Source organism: Acidovorax cavernicola, assembly GCF_003581445.1.
Map to the genome: position 1 here is coordinate 120,705 of NZ_QXMN01000002.1, position 19,530 is coordinate 140,234.

15 protein-coding genes are annotated in these 19,530 nt (G+C 68.0%); 5 read left to right on the forward strand and 10 right to left on the reverse strand.

The window, feature by feature from the left end:
• Position 1 precedes the first annotated feature (1 nt).
• From D3H34_RS03420 to D3H34_RS03430, 3 genes are read right to left on the reverse strand one after another with little or no spacing between them, the layout of a single operon-like run.
• Positions 2-1,240: a TIGR03862 family flavoprotein gene (locus D3H34_RS03420; RefSeq protein ID WP_119552047.1), complete on the reverse strand. Its 1,239-nt coding sequence runs from the start codon at positions 1,238-1,240 to the stop codon at positions 2-4.
• Positions 1,237-4,509 (reverse strand): UvrD-helicase domain-containing protein, encoded by a 3,273-nt coding sequence (locus D3H34_RS03425; RefSeq protein ID WP_119552048.1) that lies wholly within the window; start codon positions 4,507-4,509, stop codon positions 1,237-1,239. The genes D3H34_RS03420 and D3H34_RS03425 overlap by 4 nt, the downstream gene beginning before the upstream one ends.
• On the reverse strand, positions 4,506-7,061 hold the full coding sequence (locus D3H34_RS03430) for a PD-(D/E)XK nuclease family protein (RefSeq protein ID WP_119552049.1): 2,556 nt from the start codon (positions 7,059-7,061) through the stop codon (positions 4,506-4,508). Before D3H34_RS03430 ends, D3H34_RS03425 begins: the two co-directional genes overlap by 4 nt.
• A 160-nt stretch (positions 7,062-7,221) precedes the next feature.
• Between D3H34_RS03430 and trxA the strand changes: the two genes are divergently transcribed.
• Positions 7,222-7,554 carry a thioredoxin TrxA gene (trxA, locus tag D3H34_RS03435; protein WP_093195545.1) on the forward strand — a complete coding sequence of 111 codons (333 nt, stop codon included), beginning with the start codon at positions 7,222-7,224 and terminating at the stop codon, positions 7,552-7,554.
• A 182-nt stretch (positions 7,555-7,736) separates the two neighbouring features.
• A complete protein-coding gene (rho, locus tag D3H34_RS03440) occupies positions 7,737-9,002 on the forward strand; it encodes a transcription termination factor Rho (RefSeq protein WP_062473130.1) in 1,266 nt (421 codons plus the stop codon).
• 57 nt (positions 9,003-9,059) lie between these two features.
• On the opposite strand, the gene D3H34_RS03445 is transcribed toward rho, so the two are convergent.
• On the reverse strand, positions 9,060-10,127 hold the full coding sequence (locus D3H34_RS03445; protein WP_119552050.1) for an oxidoreductase: 1,068 nt from the start codon (positions 10,125-10,127) through the stop codon (positions 9,060-9,062).
• 198 nt (positions 10,128-10,325) lie between these two features.
• Here D3H34_RS03445 and D3H34_RS03450 point away from each other — a divergent pair, with 198 nt between their 5' ends.
• The 3 genes from D3H34_RS03450 to D3H34_RS03460 all read left to right on the forward strand — a co-directional run bounded on the left by D3H34_RS03450 (position 10,326) and on the right by D3H34_RS03460 (position 13,790).
• The gene (locus D3H34_RS03450; RefSeq protein WP_119552051.1) at positions 10,326-10,586 is read left to right on the forward strand and encodes a type B 50S ribosomal protein L31; all 261 of its coding nucleotides are present in this window, start codon (positions 10,326-10,328) and stop codon (positions 10,584-10,586) included.
• A gap of 90 nt (positions 10,587-10,676) precedes the next feature.
• Positions 10,677-12,413: a hypothetical protein gene (locus D3H34_RS03455; RefSeq protein WP_119552052.1), complete on the forward strand. Its 1,737-nt coding sequence runs from the start codon at positions 10,677-10,679 to the stop codon at positions 12,411-12,413.
• Positions 12,414-12,416: 3 nt separating this feature from the next.
• Entirely contained in the window at positions 12,417-13,790 is a 1,374-nt protein-coding gene (locus D3H34_RS03460; RefSeq protein ID WP_286185417.1) for an MATE family efflux transporter, read from the forward strand.
• A gap of 30 nt (positions 13,791-13,820) precedes the next feature.
• Here the strand turns inward: D3H34_RS03460 and phoR are convergent, their stop codons facing one another.
• The 6 genes from phoR to pstC all read right to left on the reverse strand — a co-directional run bounded on the left by phoR (position 13,821) and on the right by pstC (position 19,523).
• On the reverse strand, positions 13,821-15,161 hold the full coding sequence (phoR, locus tag D3H34_RS03465; RefSeq protein ID WP_167481111.1) for a phosphate regulon sensor histidine kinase PhoR: 1,341 nt from the start codon (positions 15,159-15,161) through the stop codon (positions 13,821-13,823).
• 44 nt (positions 15,162-15,205) lie between these two features.
• Positions 15,206-15,898, reverse strand: coding sequence for a phosphate regulon transcriptional regulator PhoB (gene phoB, locus D3H34_RS03470; RefSeq protein ID WP_007836652.1), 693 nt, complete (start codon positions 15,896-15,898; stop codon positions 15,206-15,208).
• A 134-nt stretch (positions 15,899-16,032) separates the two neighbouring features.
• Positions 16,033-16,734 (reverse strand): phosphate signaling complex protein PhoU, encoded by a 702-nt coding sequence (gene phoU, locus D3H34_RS03480; protein ID WP_119552054.1) that lies wholly within the window; start codon positions 16,732-16,734, stop codon positions 16,033-16,035.
• A gap of 16 nt (positions 16,735-16,750) precedes the next feature.
• Positions 16,751-17,536, reverse strand: coding sequence for a phosphate ABC transporter ATP-binding protein PstB (gene pstB / locus D3H34_RS03485; RefSeq protein ID WP_119552055.1), 786 nt, complete (start codon positions 17,534-17,536; stop codon positions 16,751-16,753).
• 17 nt (positions 17,537-17,553) lie between these two features.
• The gene (gene pstA, locus D3H34_RS03490; RefSeq protein ID WP_119552056.1) at positions 17,554-18,441 is read right to left on the reverse strand and encodes a phosphate ABC transporter permease PstA; all 888 of its coding nucleotides are present in this window, start codon (positions 18,439-18,441) and stop codon (positions 17,554-17,556) included.
• Positions 18,438-19,523 (reverse strand): phosphate ABC transporter permease subunit PstC, encoded by a 1,086-nt coding sequence (pstC, locus tag D3H34_RS03495; RefSeq protein WP_119552057.1) that lies wholly within the window; start codon positions 19,521-19,523, stop codon positions 18,438-18,440. Before pstC ends, pstA begins: the two co-directional genes overlap by 4 nt.
• Between the last annotated feature and the right edge of the window lie 7 nt (positions 19,524-19,530).

The window sequence follows — 19,530 nt, forward strand, 5'->3', positions numbered from 1 at the left end:
GCTACAGCCCCAGCCGCAGGATCGCGCCGCGCGCGGCAGCCGCACCGCTGGCCATCGCCGCCGTGAGCAGGTAGCCGCCGGTCGGGGCTTCCCAGTCGAGCATTTCCCCTGCCGCGAAGACGCCGGGCAAGGCCGTCGCCATCAGCGCCGGATCGAGGGCGTCGAAGCGCACACCACCGGCCGTGCTGATCGCCTCGTCGACCGGCCGCGTCGCGACCAGCTTCAGTGGCACCGCCTTGATGGTGGCCGCCAGTTGCGCCGGGTCCTGCATCGCATCCTTGCTCAGCGCTTCGTGCAGCACGCCCGCCTTGATGCCCTCGATGCCGAGCCGGCTCTTGAGGTGGCTGCTCAGCGAACGCGCGCCGCGCGGATGCTTCACCGCCGCCAGCACCTGTTCGGCGCTGCGGTCGGGCAGCAGGTCGAGCAGCAATGTCGCGCTGCCGTTCGCAGCAATCTCGTCGCGCAGCAGCGCCGACGCCACATAGACCAGACTGCCCTCGATGCCGGTGGCCGTGGCGACGAACTCACCCTTGCGCGCGAAGTGACGCCCCTGGCTGTCGGTGAACGCGATCGCGACCGACTTGAAGGGCTGCCCGGCAAAGCGGCTTGAAAAATGCTCGCTCCAGCCTGCCCCATCGAAGCCGCAATTGGCGGGCAGCAACGGTGCCACGGCCACGCCCTGCGCCTGCAGCCACGGCGCCCACGCCCCGTCGGAGCCCAGGCGCGCCCAGCTCGCGCCGCCCAGGGCCAGCACGACGGCATCGGCCTTGGCCGTCACCTCGCCCATCGGCGTCGCAAAGCGCAATGCGTTCGCATCGAAGGCCCCCTCACCCACCCAGCGATGGCGCATGTGGAACTGCACGCCCGCGGCGCGCAAGCGGTGCAGCCAGGCGCGCAGCAAGGGCGCGGCCTTCATGTCGGTCGGAAACACACGGCCCGACGTGCCGACGAAGGTCTCGATGCCCAGTCCCGCCGCCCATTCGCGCGCCTGTTGCGGGCCGAAGGCCGCGAGCAGCGGCTCGAGCTCGGCACGGCGCTCACCGAAGCGGGTGACAAACACGTCGAACGGCTCCGAGTGCGTGAGGTTGAGGCCGCCGCGGCCGGCCAGCAGAAACTTGCGGCCCACCGAGGGCATCGCGTCGTACACATGCACTTGCGCGCCGGACGCGCTCAGTACTTCGGCCGCCATCAGGCCGGCAGGGCCGCCGCCGATGACGGCGACGGTGGAAGAAACAGTCATTCGAGATTCACCAGTTCGCCCTGCCCGGTCAGGAACGCGGCGCGCACCGTGGCACCGGGGTAGGCATGTTGCACGGCAGTGCGGTAGCGCTGCATCTGTGCGATCAGGGCCGCGTCCCGTTCGGGGCGCGCGGCCGATTTGTAGTCGAGGATCCACCATGCGCCGGTGGCGCGCTCGCGCACCAATCGGTCGATGCGCAAGGTGTCGCCCTCATGGACCAGCGTGACCTCATTGCCATGCCAGTCGACCCTGCGATCGTCCCACACCCAGGCACCCGCCCCCGCGCGGATGCGCTGGGCCAGCGCCGCGGCACCGCGCGCCTGCTGCGGATCGAGCATGAATTCGCGCGCAGCCGCCCGCACGTGGGCCGGCGGCAAGGCCTCGCCGGGCACCGCCCATTCGAGCAACCGGTGCATGGCCTGGCCGAACGCGGCGGCGCGCGCATCGACCGTGGTGTCTTGGGCTTTTTTCTTTTCGGGCGGCGCACCAGTTGTCGCCACGAGCGGCGCGGGCAGCTGCTTCATCGCGAAGGTGGTCGAGCCTGCTTCCGCGGCGGCAGACGCCTCGACCAGCGGCTCATCGACCTCGGTCGGCTCGCACAGCGGCTCCAGCCGCGTCCACCAGCTGCCCTCGTTGGCGCGCGACGGTTTCACCGAAGACAGCACCAGCCGCTCACGCGCCCGCGTGGTCGCCACATAGAGACCGTTGAGTTCCTCGCGGTGGCGCGCCTGCTGCTCCTCTTCGAGCAGCGCGGCAGCACAGGCCGGCGGTGTCTTCTCGCTGGCCAGGAACACGAAGCGCGTCGGCGCACTGTCGCTGCCCTTCCACTCGACGAGCACGCCCATGGTCTGGGCACGCGGCGGTGGCGCGTCGCAGTCGAGCATCAGCACGGTGTCGGCCTCGAGGCCCTTGGCGCCGTGCACGGTCAGCAGCTGCACCGCTTCTGGCGCGGCCACGGTGGGCGCGCGCACGCCGCCCGCGCGCAAGGCGCGCACCAGCGCGTAGGGCGTCGCGAAGCGCGCACCGTCGATGTCGAGCGAAGCGGCGACCAGCCCGCGCAGGTTGGCCAACGCACTCTGGCGCAAGGCCGCCGGCACCGCGGCGCCGAACTTCGCGAGCACGTCGCCGTCGTGAAAGATGGCGTCCAGCGCATCGTGCGGCGGCATCGCCATCAGCCAGCGCTGCCAGCGGCGCAGCTGCACGCCGGCCTCGGTCAGCACGGCCGGCAGGCCCTCGCCTTTCTGGATCAGCGAGAACCAGCTGGCCACCGGCGTCTCGCGCTGGCAGCGTGCCAGTTGCACCAGCGTCTCGTCGTCGATGCCGAACAGCGGCGACTTGAGCGCACGCGCCAGCGACAGGTCGTGCGCGGGCGACACCAGCGCGTCGAGCAGCGCGACCACGTCCTGCACCTCGGGTGCATCGTTCAGGTCGTTCTTCTCGGGCTGCTGCACGGGAATGTGGCGGCGGCGCAGCGCGTCCTGCATGGCCGACAGCCGGCTGCGGCGGCGAGCCAGCACCATGATCTGGCGCGGCGGCGTGCCGTCGGCGATGCGCTGCGCAACCCAGCGCGCGGCCTGTTCGCATTCCTTCTGCAGCAGCTGCTCCTCGGGCAACACGCGGGGCGTGACGAGGCTGTCGCGCCAATGCAGCATGCCGTCGTCGGCCGGCGCGGAGGCGGCCTCGGCGTCCAGCGCGTCGCGATCGATGGCGGGCAGCTTCAGCAGTTCGCCGTCATCGCCGCGCTCGGTGGTGTGGGCCCGGTAGCCGTCGAACTCGCCGGCCGCCTGCGCAGCCAGCATCGCGCTGTTGACGAGGTCGACCACGGCGCGCGCGTTGCGGTGCGTGTGGTCGCAGTTGAGCAGTTCGCCGCCGAGCCCTTCGCGCACGAATTTTTTGGCGGCGATGAACACCTGCGGCTCGGCCCGGCGGAAGCGGTAGATGCTCTGCTTGGGGTCGCCCACGATGAACACGCGCGGCGCGCTGCCGCCCGCGCCGGTGTAGGCGCTGAGCCAACCGTAGAGCGCCTGCCACTGCAGCGGATTGGTGTCCTGGAATTCGTCGATCAGCAGGTGCGCGACGCGCGCATCGAGCCGTTCCTGCACCCAGCCCGACAGCGCCGACTGACCCAGCAGCAGCTGCGCGGCCTGCTCGACGTCGTTCATGTCGACCCAACCGTGCGCGCGCTTGACCTCGCCGAAGGCGGCGATCAGCAGACGCGTGAGCCGGGTCATGCGTTGCTGATACAGCCAGGCCGAATGCTGGGCCTGCGCGGCGCACAGCAGCTGCAGTTCGGTCTCGGCTTCCTGCGCGGCGGGGAATTTCTGCAGGTTCTTGGTGAGCCGGTCTTCGGTCGCGACGAAGAAGGTCTTGCGCAGCACGGCGAGTGCATCGGCCAGTGCTTCGGGCGCGGGCTCGCTGGTGCCGAACACGTCGATGATGGCTTCGGCCGCCTTCTGCGGTGTCTTGTTGGCTTCGCGGCCGAGGGCGGCGGCGCGGTCGAGCCAGCGGCGGCGCACCGCTTCGCCGCGCAAGGCATCGGTCGGCACTTCCAGCCCTTGCAGGGCCGGGAACAGCACGTCGAAAGGCGCCACGGCACTTGCGGCATCGGACAGCGAGAACTCGACGCGCTTCGACAGCGCCTCGCCCAGCGCCTTGGCCGTCTGCGAGCGGCCATGGGTGGCGACAACGGCGTAGTAGTCGGCCAGCGCACGCGCATCGCCGGTCACCGCTTCGAAGAACGGGCGCCACGTGTGGTTGCGTGCCTCGGCGTCGTCTTCGAGCAGCTCGTAGTTCGACGGCAACCCCAGTTCGCGCAGCACGGCAAGCGGCGCGTTGCGCAGCAGGCCCGCGAACCACGCGTGGAAGGTGCGGAACTGCACCGGCCGGCCGCCTTCGAGCAGCCGCCGGTAGAGCCCTTGCAGGCGCGGCACGGCGGCCTGCGCGGCCTCCTGCGTCATGCCACGCATCACGAGCTCGCGTTGCGAGGCGGCCGGGTCGAGTTCGGCGAACAGCGCAAGCCACTGGTCGAGCCGCTCGCGCATCTCGCCGGCCGCCTTCTTGGTGAAAGTGATGGCCAGGATCTCGTGCGGTTCGCAGGCCGAATCACCCTCTTCGAGCAAGGCGCGCACGATGCGCGACACCAGCATCCAGGTCTTGCCGGCACCTGCACAAGCTTCGACCGCCACCGAACGCCGCGGGTCGCAGGCGACGGTGTAGAAGGCTTCCCGCGCGATGTGCCGGCCGTTGTGTTCGTAGGCTGCGCCGTTCATGGCGAGACCTCCCAGAAATCCTTGCGGCACAGGCCGCGTGCGGCGCAGAAATCGCACACGGTCCCCTCGCCCAGCGGTGGCAGCGGTGCGCCCTGCGCGATGCGCGCGAAGTCGTCGATGATGCCCGCGACGAGCGCATCGCGTGCCTCGACCACGGTCGGCTGCTCGACGGTCTGCGTGCCGGACGACTTCTCGCCCACGTTGACGTAGGCTGCACGCAAGGTGTCGTCAGCCACCAGCGCTGCGTAGAACGCAAGCTGCGTGTCTTCGGTCGGGTCCTTCACGCGCTCCTTGGTGACGGAGGCGGTCTCGGTCTTGTAGTCGATCACGAAGGGTTGGCCGTCGGCGGTGCGATCGACGCGGTCGAGCCGGCCGACCAGCAGCAACTTGCCCAGGAGTTGCTCCTTCCAGGGCTCGGCCTCCACGAAGACCGCTCCGCCCGCTTCATGCTTCGCGAGCCACTCGAGGTACCCGTCGCGCACCGCCGGCCACGCCGCGGCGAACGGCAGGAACTCGGCATCAGAGTATCCGACCGCCTGCGTGACCTCGCGCGCGGTGTCGGCGAGCAACACGGCGCGCGCCTGCGCATCACTCGTCGGAGTGTCGCGCAGGGTCTCGTGGAACTGGCCGAGCACCGCGTGCAGCCAGTTGCCGAAGTCGCGCTTGTCGACCTCGGCATCCAGCTCGTCCGCAGTGCGCAGGCCCAGTTGGCGCAGCGCAAAGAAACGATAGGGGCAGCGGCGCAGGTCTTCGTAGATGCTGGTCGACACGTTGGTGAGCGGCAGCAGTGCGCCCGAAGGCGTGGGCCGCAGGGTCGGTGTCACGGCGACGTCGCGCGGCGTGCGGGGGTCGATACCCGGCTCCAGCACGTGGGCGAGTTGCAGGGCTTGCACCAGCGGGCTCGGCCGCACGGGTTCGCCGCTGGCGTCGGAATGGCGCCAGACCAGGTCGCAGCACGGGTTGCGCGTGGCCATGGCCCAGGCCGCGCGCTGCGCGATCTCGAGCGTCTCGCGCGACGCCAGCCCGAGGTCGAGGCGCTGCGCCGCGCTCCAGTTGCCCGGCGGCTCGGGCGATGCGGGCAAGCGCCGGTCGTCGCAGCCGGGAATGACGACGGCGCCGAAGACGCGGCCCAGCAGTTGGTACATCGGCAGCACGGACACCTTGGGCGCGTCGTCGCCGGCGGGCGGCACGAAGCTGGCGTCTTCGAGCACGTCGCGCGTCCAGGCCGTGAACTCGGCGAGGCTGTGGCGTCCACCGGGGAACTCGTCCTCTTCGCCGTGCGCATCGGCATCGAGCCAGAGGGCGGCAATCACCTTGGCGCCGGCGAAGTCGGCGGCGAGCGCGTCCCACTGTTCACCGGCCGTCAGCAGCTCGCGCAATGCGCGATGCCAGTCGGCCAGGGAACGCGCGCGCGCCATCGGCGCACGGCGAGCTTCGATGGTGGCGGTGAAGGTGCGCAGGCCTTCGTCCTGCGCCTTGTCGCTGCGCGCGATCAACGCGCACCAGGCCTGCCAGTCGCGCACGCCTTCGCGCCGCAGGCGCGCTTCGAGCGACTGGACGGCGGACGCATCAACCTCGGCACCGCTCTTGAGCCACTCGAGCACCTGGTCGGTGGCGGCATCGTGCGCGCAAGCACGCAGTGCGCTCATCAGCGTGGCGGCGGCGCGCGTGGTGGAGAGCTTCCAGCCGGTTTCGTCGTGCGTGACGATGCCCTGCGTGCTCAGCTGCGCGCTGATGCGGCGGGTGAGCGCGCGGTCGGTGGCAACGAGCGCGACGGGCGCACGCCCCTCGGCCAGGTGCTGCAGCACGCAGGCAGCGGCCAGCTGGGCCTCGTCTTCTGGATCGAGCGCGACATGCGCATGAGCTGCAGACAGCGGAGCGTCGGCGGGCACCAGCGGAATGCGGATCGCGCGGTCGCCCCACAGCGCGCACAGCGCCTGCGTCAGCGGGTCGGTCTGGAAGCCTTCGAGCACGATCAGCGCATCGACCTGGGTGCGCGCTGCATCCCTCAGCAGCACGTCGGTCGCATAGCCCGAGTTCGCAGCCCAGGCCACGGCGACGCGGATCAACGCACTCTCGATGCGGAACCACTCCGATTCGCTGCCTGCATCGGCCACCTTGGCAGCGCCCTCTGCCCAGTCGGTGCTGCGCCGCTCCGGCGTCACGGCCGCGGCCAACGGCGCCAGCTGGTAGGCCAGCTCGACCACGCGCCCCGCGAGCGCGAAGCGTTCGGACTGGAAACCCGACTGCGCAAGCAGCCCCTGCGCCGTGACCAGATCGCGCGCCATGTCGAAGGCGATGTCGTAGCCGGCCGGCAGGAAGCCGCCCGCGCTGCGCGCCCAGTTGTGCGTGGTCTCGAAGCGCGGCACGAAGCCCGGGCTGCCGCAACGCGCCCACATGCCGCGCGCGACCGCCATCAGCTGCGCATACGGCACCAGCACAACGGTGCGCGCCGCATGCAGCTGCCGCTCGCCGAGCGCGCGGACGATCCGCGCGACGACGCCGTCGGCGGGTTCGCACCACAGGGCCTGGACGGGGTGGCCTTCGTTCATGTTCTATCGAGGGGGTTGAGGAGGTCGGCGCCAGGGCCGCCAAGGGCTTTGGCTATCGCCGCCATAGCCGGGCCGCATGGCACGTCACCCCTTGGTTTCTGTCACAATGACCAGCACTTTAGCTGCACCGAAACTCTCTCTGCGCACAAGGACACATCACATGGCCAGCGAACTGATCAAACATATCTCCGATTCTTCCTTCGAGGCCGACGTTCTCAAGTCCAGCCAGCCGGTTCTGGTCGACTACTGGGCCGAATGGTGCGGCCCCTGCAAGATGATCGCGCCAATCCTCGATGAGGTATCGACCGCCTATGAAGGCAAGCTGCAGATCGCCAAGCTCAACGTCGACGAGAACCGCGACATCCCCGCCAAGTTCGGCATTCGCGGCATCCCCACGCTGATGCTGTTCAAGGACGGTCAGCTGGCCGCCACCAAGGTCGGTGCCATGAGCAAGGCGCAACTCACGGCCTTCATCGACCAGCAACTCGCCTGATGCATTTCTTCCGGCCAGCGCGCAAGGCGTTGGCCGGGGCGATTTTCCTGTCATAATCGCCCTCAGTTCACCGGGCCTTTCATCAGGCAACCGGTTCGAGTTCCCCGGTTCGTGAGGCAGTTCTTGCCCCACATCAAACCTCCCCCCGTTTCCGTTTCGATTACCCCTCCAGGGGTCGTTCCATGCACTTAAACGAACTCAAGGCACTCCACGTGTCTGAAGTCTTCAAGCAGGCTGAGGCGCTTGAGATCGAAAACATCGGCCGCATGCGCAAGCAGGAGCTGATGTTCGCGATCATCAAGAAGCGCGCGAAAGCCGGCGAACAGGTCTTCGCCGACGGCGTGCTCGAAATCCTGCCCGACGGCTTCGGCTTCCTGCGCAGCCCCGACACCAGCTTCACGGCCAGCACCGACGACATCTACATCTCGCCCAGCCAGGTGCGCCGCTTCAACCTGCACACCGGCGACATGATCGAAGGTGAAGTGCGCACGCCCAAGGACGGCGAGCGCTACTTCGCACTGACCAAGCTCGACAAGGTCAACGACGGCGCACCCGAAGCCAACAAGCACAAGGTGATGTTCGAGAACCTGACGCCGCTGTTCCCCAAGGAACAGATGAAGCTTGAGCGCGAAGGCGTCAAGGGCGAAGAGAACCTCACCGGCCGCATCATCGACATCATCGCCCCCATCGGCAAAGGCCAGCGCGCCCTGCTCGTGGCACCGCCCAAGAGCGGCAAGACGGTGATGATGCAGCACATCGCCCACGCGATCAGCGCCAACTACCCTGACGTGCACATGATGGTGCTGCTCGTGGACGAGCGCCCTGAAGAAGTGACCGAGATGCAGCGCACGGTGAAGGGCGAAGTCATTGCTTCGACCTTCGACGAGCCCGCAGCGCGCCACGTGCACGTGGCCGAAATGGTGATCGAGCGCGCCAAGCGCCTGGTCGAACTCAAGAAGGACGTCGTGATCCTGCTGGACTCGATCACGCGTCTGGCCCGCGCCTACAACAACGTCGTGCCCTCGTCGGGCAAGGTGCTGACGGGCGGTGTCGACTCCAACGCGCTGCAGCGCCCCAAGCGCTTCCTGGGCGCCGCGCGCAACGTGGAAGAAGGCGGCTCGCTGACCATCATCGGCACGGCGCTGATCGACACCGGCAGCCGCATGGACGAAGTGATCTTCGAAGAGTTCAAGGGCACCGGCAACTCCGAAATCCACCTCGACCGCCGCCTGTACGAAAAGCGCGTGTTCCCCTCGATCCAGCTCAACCGCAGCGGCACGCGCCGCGAAGAGCTGCTGCTGGCACCCGAGATCCTGCAGAAGACCCGCATCCTGCGTCAGCTCATGTACAACATGGACGAGATCGAGTCGATGGAGCTGATGCTCAAGAACATGAAGGCGACCAAGACCAATGTCGAGTTCTTCGACATGATGCGTCGCGGCGGCTGAGCACACCCTGCTCTTCCGCAAGAAGCGCGTTGGCCCTCACGGGCCCACGCGCTTTTTTCATGGGCGCTCGATGCGGATGGCACGTCCCTCGGCAGCGCTCTGGCGACCGATGTCGAGCAACTCCATCAACGCGACGGCCTGCGCGGGCGGTACGGGGTTCGGCCCGTTGCCAAGAATCGCATCGCGGATCGCCACGTAGTAGTCGACGTAGTTTCCCGCCTGCGTCGGCACCGCGCGGAACTGCGGCGCGCCGTCGCCACCGATCAGCGTGAACTCGCCGTCGAGCGGATCGGCGCCCCAGCCTTCGGCTGGCGGCCGCTGGCCGGCGCGCAGGGCATCCTCCTGCGGATCGACGCCGTGCTTCACGTAGCTCCCGCGCGTGCCGTGCACGATGTAGCGCGGTGCCGCATGGGCCGCGAGCGTCGTGGCATGCAGCACCACGCGCAAGGGTGCGTGAGGACCGCGCTCGTAGCGCAGCACAGCATGGAAATAGTCTTCGACCAGCGCGCCATCGCGCAAGGCGGCCGTGTCGAGCTGCAACGTGTCGGGCCGGCCGAAGAGCTGCACGGCCTGATCGAGCAGATGCGAGCCAAGATCCACCCACAGACCCGAACCCGGCACGGGCTGCTCCCGCCAGCGCTCGCGCACCCCGGGCCTGAAGCGATCGAAATGCGATTCCAGGTACACCGGGCGCCCCAACTCGCCGGACGCCAGGACCTGCTGAAGCGTCAGGAAGTCGGCGTCGAAGCGCCGGTTCTGGTAGACAGCGAGCACCCGATTGTTGCGTTGTGACAACAATTCAAGCTCCCGCGCCTCGGTCACATCGAGCGTGAACGGCTTGTCAACCACCACATGCTTGCCGGCCTCCAGGGCGGCCTTTGCCACGGGGTGGTGCTGGGCGTTGGGGGTTGCCACCACCACGAGGTCGATGTCCGACCGGGCGACCAGCGCCGCCACGTCGGGCACGACGGCCACGCCCGGCCAGTCGGCATGGACCTTGTGCGGCTGCGAGCTCGCCACCGCCGCCAGCTCGAGTCCCGGAACAGCCGAAAGCACCGGTGCATGGAAGGTCTGGCCGGCGAAACCGTAGCCGACGAGGCCGGCACGAAGAGGTGTAGAAGTCATGGAAGGGCCCGGTTTGCTCGCAATTGGGGCAGTATGCGATAATCATGGGCTCCGCGAAAAGTGCGGCTGGGCAGCGTCGCCCGGCTTCCTTGGCCTTCACTTCGCTTGAAGGCCTCAGGGCGGCGCGCCAGATTGCTGGCACGCTGGTGGCTCTCGCATCGACCGCGCATTGATTCCAACAGCGCAAAAGGAAACACCATGGCAAAAGAAGGCATCCACCCGAATTACCGCGAAGTTCTGTTCGTCGACATGTCGAACGGCTTCAAGTTCGTGACCCGTTCGTGCGCGAACACCAAGGAAATGGGCACGACCGACGACGGTCGCGAGCTGCCCCTGTTCAAGCTGGACACCACGAGCGAATCGCACCCCTTCTACACCGGCACGCAAAAGTCGGTGGACAACATGGGTGGTCGCGTCGAGAAGTTCCGCAACCGTTTCGGCAAGACCGCTGCCAAGTAATCAGGCACGCGCTCTGGCGTCGAGGGCAGCCCGGTTTACCGCGCTGCCCTTTTTCTTTCCAATCACCCGTTTCCCTCTTCCGCCCTCGCCTTGAACCAGCCGACCCCCGCGATCGTTGCCCAGAATGCCGTCCGCCGGCTGCCGCGCGTCGCGTTGCTGTTGCTGTGCGCGGCCTACCTGTTGCCGGGCCTGCTCGGCCGGGGCCCCTGGAAGAGCGCCGACATCACGGCCTTCGGCTACATGGCCGAACTGGCCCGCAGCACCGAGGGCATCGCCCGCTGGTTCGACCCGCTGCTGCTGGGCATGCGCCCCGAGACGCCCGCGCTGATCCCCTACTGGATCGGCGCCTGGGCGATCCAGTTGGCCCCGTCGTGGGTCAACCCCGACCTGGCGGTGCGCTTCGTGTTCGCGCTGATGCTGTGGGGCACCTTCACCGCAACCTGGTATGCGGTCTACTACCTCGCCCGCACACCGCGCGCCCAGCCCGTGGCCTTTGCCTTCGGCGGCGAGGCGCGTCCCACCGACTACGCCCGCGCCATCGCCGACGGCGGCCTGCTGGCGCTCATCGCCTCGCTGGGCCTCGCCCAGCTCGGGCATGAAACCACGCCTGCGCTGGCGCAGCTGTACTTCGCCTCGCACCTGTTCTACGGCGTGGCCGCACTGCCTTACCGCCGGGTCGGCCCGGTGATCGCACTCGTGATCGGTACCCTCGGCATGACGTTGAGCGGCGGGCCGACGGTCGGCCTCGCGCTGGCCATCGGCAGCGCCGTGTACATGGTCTACGAGCGCCGCCAGCGCGCCGCCCGCGAAGAAGCAGGCAGCAGCAGCCATGACGACGAGAGCGGCCCCGGCTTCACCCTCGGTGCCCTGCTGACAATGGCCGGCATCACCGTGCTGGCCGCCGCGCTGGTCTTCGGCCTGGGCCTGGCGCAATGGAAGATCACGCTGGGCAACTCGCTGCTGTCCGACGTGCGCAGCCAGGCCAAGCTGCTGCTGTGGTTCACTTGGCCGGTCTGGCCGCTCGCGATCTGGACGCTCTGGCGCTGGCGCCGCCAGCTGCTCGAGCGCCACCTGGCGCTGCCGCTGTGGTTCGCGCTGGTGCCGCTGGCCGCCACCTGGACCACCGACTTCTCCGACCGTTCGCTGCTGCTGGCCCTGCCGGCCTTCGCCACGCTGGCCGCCTTCGCGCTGCCGACCTTCCGGCGCAGTGCAGCAGCGTTGATCGACTGGTTCAACGTCCTGTTCTTCAGCGGCCTGGCCGTGCTCGGCTGGATGTACTGGATCGCCATGCTGACAGGCGCGCCACGCAAGGCCGCCGCCAGCGTCGCGCGGCTGGTGCCTGGCTTCGTGGCCGAGTTCTCGCCGGTCGCCTTCGTGCTCGCGCTGGCCGCCACGCTGGCCTGGTGCTGGCTGGTGCGCTGGCGCACCGGCCGCCATCGCGCCGCGCTCTGGAAGACGCTGGTGCTGCCCGCCGGCGGCACCGCCCTGTGCTGGATGCTGCTGATGACGCTCTGGCTGCCGCCGATCGACTACGCGCGCAGCTACATCCCGCAGGTGCGTGCCGTGACCGAACGCATCGGCCATCCACGCTGCGTCGCTGAACTGGCGCTGAGCCGGCCGCACATCGCGGCACTGCGCCACCACGGCAATCTCAACCTGCAACCGCTGCTGCTGGGCAACGACTGCCCCTGGCTGCTGGTGAGCCCCGACACCATCGAGCGGCTGCACACGATCATCCCGCTGGAACAGTGGCGCTTCAGCGGCACCCTGCGCCGTCCCAGCAGCCCCGCGGACGACCTGCTGCTCTACGAAAAGATCGTGCGCTGACCCGTGAGCAGCAGCAGCACCATCGGCACACAGAACAGCAGCGAACGGGGACTCATCGCGCGGCACGCCGGCACGGTGCTGATCGGCCAGCTCGCCGTGATGGCCTTCGGCGTGGCCGACACCATCATCGCGGGCCGCTACTCCGAAGGCGCACTGGCCGCGCTGTCGGTGGGTGCCGCGATCTTCGTCAGCGTGTATGTCTCGCTGATGGGCGTGCTGCAGGCGCTGCTGCCCGTATGGGCCGAACTGCACGGCGCCAACCGGGGCAGCGAAATCGGCCGCTCGGTGCGACAGTCGCTCTACCTCGCGGCCATCGCCGTCGTGGTGGGCATGACGGTGCTGCTGCTGCCCGGCCCCGCGCTGCGCTGGACGCAGGTGCCGGCGGACATGCGCGGCGAGGTCGAGGCCTACCTCGCGGTGCTGGCCTTTGCGCTGGCGCCCGCCCTTCTCTTTCGACTCTTCAGCACGCTGAACCAGAGCCTGGGCAAGCCCAAGCTCGTGACCTGGCTGCAGCTGGCCTCGCTGATCGTGAAGCTGCCGCTGTCGGTCTGGTTCACCTTCGGTGGCGCCGGCCTTCCTGCGATGGGGCTGGTGGGCTGCGCCTGGGCCACGCTGTGCGTGAACTGGGCCATGCTCGGCTGTGCGATCTGGCTGCTGCGCCACGGCGCGTTCTACCGCGACTACCAGCTGTGGAAACGCATCGAGGCGCCCGACTGGCGCCAGATCCGCCTGTTCGCGCGACTGGGCGTGCCCGGCGGCCTCGCAGTGCTGGTGGAGGTCACGTCGTTCACGCTGATGGCGCTCTTCATCGCACGCCTAGGCACCGCCGCGGCGGCCGCCCACCAGATCGCGTCGAACCTGCTGGCCGTGGCCTACATGACGCCGCTGTCGCTCGCCATCGCGACGAGTGCGCGCGTGAGCTTCTGGCTCGGCGCCGGTGACGCCACCAGGGCCCGTCATGCCTGCCGGCTCGGCTTCGAACTCACGGCGCTGTTCGCCCTGCTCTATGCCGGCGCCATGGCGGCCTTCCGCACGCCGCTGGCCAATGTGTACTCCGACAATCCCGCCGTGATCGCGCAGGCGGCCGCGCTGCTGGTCACCGTAGCGATCTACCACGTTGCCGATGCCTTCCAGACGCTGTGCGTCTTCGTGCTGCGCTGCTACCGGGTGACGCTGGCGCCGCTGGTCATCTACTGCACGATGCTCTGGGGCATGGGTCTGGGCGGCAGCTACCTGCTGGCCTACCGCGGCCTGGGGCCGTGGCCGGCCATGCAGTCGCCGCTGGCCTTCTGGCTCATGAGCGCCATCGCGCTGGCGCTCACCGCGCTGTTGTTCGTCGCGCTGCTGCGCTGGACGATGAAGGCGCGGGCGCGCTGACCCGGGTCAGGCGCCTCGCGGCTTGCCGACTTACTTGGTGACCATCACCCGCGCCTCGCGCACCCGTGTCGCCGGGAACAGCAGCGCGAAACGACTGCCCTTGCCTACGGTGCTCTCGATGCGCAACTCGGTCCCGTGGCGCTGCGCGATGTGCTTCACGATCGCCAGCCCGAGCCCGGTGCCGCCTGTTTCGCGCGAGCGGCTGCGATCGATGCGATAGAAGCGCTCGGTGAGCCGCGGAATGTGCTCGGCCGCAATGCCTGGGCCGGTGTCTCGCACGGCGTATTCACCGCGCCCGTCGGGCAGCACCCGCCAGCTCACGGCCACCTCGCCGCCACCGGGGGTGTAGCGGATGGCGTTGCTCACGAGGTTCGACATCGCGCTCTGCAACTCGGTGGCCGCGCCCGACAGCTCGGACTCGGCCTCGGACGTGAACGTGAGCCGGTGCCCCTGCGGCGTGAGCCGACCCGACAGGCCGCGCCCTTCGTCCTCGCACTGCGCCAGCAGCGCGCGCATGCGCACCCACTGGTTGCCCGACGGCGCCGCACTGCCTTCCAGCCGCGACAGCGTCAGCAGGTCGTTCACCAGCGTTTCCATGCGGTGCGACTGCGCGCCCATCAGCGAGAGGTAGCGCGTGCGCTCGTCGGCGTCCAGCGGCAGGTTCTGCAGCGTCTCGACGAAGCCCGCCAGCACCGTGAGCGGCGTGCGGATCTCGTGCGACACGTTGGCCACGAAGTCGCGCCGCATCGCTTCGGCCTGCTCGAGCGCCGTGATGTCGCGCGTGAGCAGCATGCGCCGGTTGCCGGCATAGGGATGCACCTGCACCGACAGCCGCACCGGATGGCCGCGATGCTGCGCATGGCCGAGGCCCGGCGCATCGATGACCACGTCGCGGCTGTAGTTCCATGAAGCCAGGTAGGCCACGAACGCCGGGTCGCGCACGAGGTTGGCCAGGTGCTGCAGCAGGTCGCGCTCGGCGTCGATGCCGAACTGCCCTGCCGCCGTCTGGTTGCACCACTCGATGCGGCCTTGCTCGTCGAGCAGCACCACACCGTTGGGCGACGCCTGGATCGCGGCCAGGAACTCCTGCAGCCGGTCTTCGGCCTGCCGGGTCTGCTGTTCGCGCTCGCGCAGCAGCTTGCGGATGCGCTCCGACAGTTCGCCCCACACGCCGGGCCCACGCGACGGCAACCCGGCCGCGTCGTTGCGCAGCACGCGCAGCAGGCGCTCTGCGCGCCAGGCATCGAGGCCCAGCCAGACCACCGCGCCCAACCAGGCGCCCAGCCAGCCGTACTTCCAGCCGAAAAGGCCGACAGCACCCGCCGCAATTACGAGGGATGCTATTAAAAAAGTAGCAATACGAAAAGGCATGGCGGGCGATTATCCGCGCCCGCCGCCGAGGCTCGCCGCGGTGCTCACACCGTGACTTGGGCCGTCAGCCGGTAACCTGCGCCGCGAACGGTTTCCACCATCGGCGCTGCCGCGCCCAGCGACTCGCGCAGGCGCTTGACGTGCACGTCGACCGTGCGTTCTTCGATGTAGACGTGGTCGCCCCATACCTTGTCGAGCAGCTGTGCGCGGCTGTGCACGCGCTCGGCATGCTGCATCAGGTAGGCCAGCAGCTTGAACTCGGTCGGGCCGACCTTCAGCGCTCCGCCCTGCCACGTAACGCGGTGGGTGGAGGTGTCCAGGGCCAGCTCGCCGATCTCGACACGTTCGGTGACCACCTCGGGCGCACGGCGGCGCAGCACGGCGCGGATGCGCGCCAGCATTTCCTGGGTGGAGAACGGCTTGGTGATGTAGTCGTCGGCACCGGCGTCCAGGCCGGCCACCTTGTCGGGCTCGTCGCCGCGCGCCGTGAGCATCAGGATGGGGATGGCCTTGGTGCGCGGGTCCTTGCGCCACTGGCGCGCGAGCTGCAGGCCGCTCTGGCCGGGCAGCATCCAGTCGAGCAGGATCAGGTCCGGCAGGAAGGCGTCGATTTCACGCTGGGCCGCAGCGCCGTCTTCGGACCAGATCGGCTCGAAGCCGTTGTGGCGCAGGTTGACGGCGATCAGCTCGGCGATCGAGGATTCGTCTTCGACGATCAGGACTCTGGGTTTCTTCATGTTATTTGCTCACTTGCGGGTCACCCCGATTCCTTCCAGCGAACGCCGCGGAACCGGCTTTGCCGGGCCGCAGGCGTTGCCCCCTGCAAGGGGGTTGGCGTAGCGACACGAAGTGCGCGAAGCCTGGGGGTTTGTCATTGGAGGGCAGACTCGATTTCCTCCATGGAAGTGTGCCGCACATCGGCACCCTTGACGATGTAGATGATGAACTCGGCGATGTTCTTGGCGTGGTCGCCGATGCGTTCGATGGCCTTGGCCAGGAACAGCAGGTCCAGGCTGGCGGAGATGGTGCGCGGGTCTTCCATCATGTAGGTGACCAGCTTGCGCACGAAACCGTCGAACTCCTTGTCGATGAGGTCGTCGTCTTTCAGGATCGACAGCGCCGCGGCCGTGTCCAGGCGCGCGAAGGCGTCCAGCGCGGTGCGCAGCAGGTTCGAGGCCAGGTCGGCGGCAATGCGCAGTTCGGTGGTGGGCAGCTGGCGGGCCGATCCGCTTTCGATGATCGACTTGACCATGCGCGCGATCTTGTTGGCCTCGTCGCCCACGCGCTCCAGGTTGGCGGTGGTCTTGCTGATGGCGATGAGCAGGCGCAGGTCGCGCGCCGTGGGCTGGCGCCGCGCAATGATCGACGACAGTTCGCGGTCGATCTCGATCTCCATCGCGTTGACGCGGTTCTCGGTCTCCATCACGCGGTCAGCGGCTTCGGGGTCGAACTGCAGCAAGGCGTACACGGCCTGGTGGATCTGCGACTCGACCATGCCGCCGAGCTCCATCACGCGCGACGAGACGCCGTTGAGTTCGCTGTCGAACTGGCTGGAAAGGTGTTTCTCGGTCATGGTGTTTCCTTTCACTTCAACCGAAACGGCCGGTGATGTAGTCCTCGGTCTCCTTGCGCTGCGGCTTGAAGAACATCTGTTCCGTCGCGCCGAACTCGATCAGGTCGCCGAGATACATGTAGGCGGTGTAGTCGCTGCAGCGGGCGGCCTGCTGCATGTTGTGGGTCACGATGACCACGGTGTACTCGTTTTTCAGCTCGGCGATCAACTCTTCGATCTTCGCGGTCGAGATCGGGTCGAGTGCGGAGCACGGCTCGTCGAGCAGCAGGACTTCAGGCTTGATGGCAATGCCGCGTGCGATGCACAGGCGCTGCTGCTGGCCGCCCGAAAGGCCCGAGCCGCTTTGCTGCAGCTTGTCGCGCACTTCGGTCCACAGGGCCGCCTTCTTCAGGGCCCACTCGACGCGGTCGTCCATCTCGCTGGCCGAGAGGTTCTCGAACAGCTTCACGCCGAAAGCGATGTTGTCGTAGATCGACATCGGGAACGGCGTGGGCTTCTGGAACACCATGCCGACCTTGGCGCGGATCAGCGCCACGTCCTGCTTCGACGTGAGCAGGTTCTCGCCGTCCAGGGCAATCGTGCCTTCGGCGCGCTGCTCGGGGTACAGCTCGAACATGCGGTTGAAGGTGCGCAGCAGGGTCGACTTGCCGCAGCCCGACGGGCCGATGAAGGCCGTGACCTTGTTCTCGGGAATCTCGAGGTTGATGCCCTTGAGCGCGTGGAACTTGCCGTAGTAGAAGTTCAGGTCCTTGACCGAGATCTTCGAGCGCGACGCGGGTTGTTGTGCAACGGTGTTTGGCATGTTGGCGCCTTCTTGAATTAGTGTTTGTTGCGCGTCAGCACGCGCGCCAGGATGTTGAGGGCAAGCACGGCGACAGTGATCAGGAACACGCCGGCCCAGGCCAGTTGTTGCCAGTTCTCGTACGGGCTCATCGCGAACTTGAAGATCGTGACCGGCAGGCTGGCCATCGGCTGGCTCACATCGGAGGTCCAGAACTGGTTGTTCAGCGCGGTGAACAGCAGCGGCGCGGTCTCGCCGGCGATGCGGGCCACGGCCAGCAGCACACCCGTGACCACACCTGCGCGCGCGGCGCGCAGCGTGATGCTCAGAATGACCTTCCACTTCGGCGTACCCAGTGCGTAGGCCGCTTCGCGCAGGCCCGGCGGCACCAGCTGCAGCATGTTCTCGGTGGTGCGGATCACCACCGGAATCACGATCAGCGCGAGCGCCAGCGCACCGGCCAGGCCCGAGAAGGTCTTGAAGTAGGCCACCACCACGGCGTAGACGAACAGGCCGATCACGATCGACGGCGCCGACAGCAGGATGTCGTTGACGAAGCGCGTGACCGAGGCCAGCAGGCCCTTGGGGTTGTACTCGGCCAAGTAGATGCCGGCCATGATGCCGATGGGCGTGCCCACGAAGGTGGCCAGCGCCACCATCACGAACGAGCCGAAGATGGCGTTGGCGATACCGCCCGCCTCGTTCGGCGGCGGCGTCATCTCGGTGAAGGTGGCGATCGCCAGGCCGCCCACGCCCTGGCGCAGCGTTTCCCAGAGGATCCACACCAGCCAGAACACGCCGAAAGCCATCGCGGCGAGCGACAGCGTGAGCGCGATCTTGTTGATGCGGTTGCGCGCGGCGAACTTCGCCTGGCGCGTGTCGGCCAACGTCTTGGCGTTGATCAGGTTTTGCGCAGTGCTGCTCACGACTTGGTTCCTTCGCTCTTCTTCATCTGTGCCAGCAGCATCTTCGAGAGCGACAGCACGACGAAGGTGATGAAGAACAGCACGAGGCCGAGGTACATCAGCGCGGCCTGGTGCAGGCCCGCGCCGGCTTCGGCGAATTCATTGGCCAGCGCCGAGGTGATGCTGTTGGCAGCCTCGAACACCGACAGGGAGTTGAGCTGGTTCATGTTGCCGATCACGAACGTGACGGCCATGGTCTCGCCCAGTGCGCGGCCGAGGCCGAGCATGATGCCGCCGATCACACCGGCCTTGGTGTAGGGCAGCACGACCTTGGAGACGACTTCCCAGGTGGTGGAGCCCAGGCCGTAGGCCGACTCCTTGAGCAGCGCGGGCGTCACCTCGAACACGTCGCGCATCACCGAGGCGATGAACGGAATGATCATGATGGCCAGGATGATGCCGGCCGACAGGATGCCGATGCCCACGGGCGGGCCGGACACCAGGGCACCGAGGTACGGCACGCCGGACAGCAGCTTCTGCAGCGGCTGCTGCACCCAGGTGGAAAGAATCGGGCCGAAGACCAGCAGGCCCCACATGCCGTACACGATGGACGGCACGGCAGCCAGCAGTTCAATGGCGGTGCCCAGCGGGCGCTTGAGCCAGTTGGGCGAGAGTTCGGTCAGGAACAGTGCGATGCCGAAGCTCACCGGCACGGCGATCACCAGCGCGATGAACGAGGTGGCCAGCGTGCCGTAGATCATCACGAGGCCGCCGTACTCGTCCTTCACCGGGTCCCAGACGCTGCTCGTCAGGAAGCCGAGGCCGTACTTCGTGATGGCGGGCCAGGCGCCAGCGATCAGCGACAGCAGGATGCCGATCAGCAGTGCGAGCGTCAGCAGGGCGGCGCCCTTGGCGGCCCAGCCGAAGAGGCGGTCGGCCATGGGGCCGGAACGGGCCGCCTTCACGGGCGGCGGAGGAGCGGCGGAGGTGCGCGCGCGCTCGGCCGCGAGGTCGAGAGAAGCGGCAGCAGCGGGGAAAGTGGATGACACGGGTCGCTCCGGCAAAGACGAAAGCGGCGCGTCCTGGAGCGAAGAGTTGCTCATGGGCGCG

Coding starts and splice junctions, on each gene's coding strand:
- phoB (WP_007836652.1), bottom strand. CDS start 15,898: ATGAAGAAACCCAGAGTCCTGATCGTCGAAGACGAATCCTCGATCGCC.
- D3H34_RS03425 (WP_119552048.1), bottom strand. CDS start 4,509: ATGAACGGCGCAGCCTACGAACACAACGGCCGGCACATCGCGCGGGAA.
- phoR (WP_167481111.1), bottom strand. CDS start 15,161: ATGCCTTTTCGTATTGCTACTTTTTTAATAGCATCCCTCGTAATTGCG.
- phoU (WP_119552054.1), bottom strand. CDS start 16,734: ATGACCGAGAAACACCTTTCCAGCCAGTTCGACAGCGAACTCAACGGC.
- pstB (WP_119552055.1), bottom strand. CDS start 17,536: ATGCCAAACACCGTTGCACAACAACCCGCGTCGCGCTCGAAGATCTCG.
- trxA (WP_093195545.1), top strand. CDS start 7,222: ATGGCCAGCGAACTGATCAAACATATCTCCGATTCTTCCTTCGAGGCC.
- pstC (WP_119552057.1), bottom strand. CDS start 19,523: ATGAGCAACTCTTCGCTCCAGGACGCGCCGCTTTCGTCTTTGCCGGAG.
- rho (WP_062473130.1), top strand. CDS start 7,737: ATGCACTTAAACGAACTCAAGGCACTCCACGTGTCTGAAGTCTTCAAG.
- D3H34_RS03445 (WP_119552050.1), bottom strand. CDS start 10,127: ATGACTTCTACACCTCTTCGTGCCGGCCTCGTCGGCTACGGTTTCGCC.
- D3H34_RS03420 (WP_119552047.1), bottom strand. CDS start 1,240: ATGACTGTTTCTTCCACCGTCGCCGTCATCGGCGGCGGCCCTGCCGGC.
- D3H34_RS03450 (WP_119552051.1), top strand. CDS start 10,326: ATGGCAAAAGAAGGCATCCACCCGAATTACCGCGAAGTTCTGTTCGTC.
- D3H34_RS03430 (WP_119552049.1), bottom strand. CDS start 7,061: ATGAACGAAGGCCACCCCGTCCAGGCCCTGTGGTGCGAACCCGCCGAC.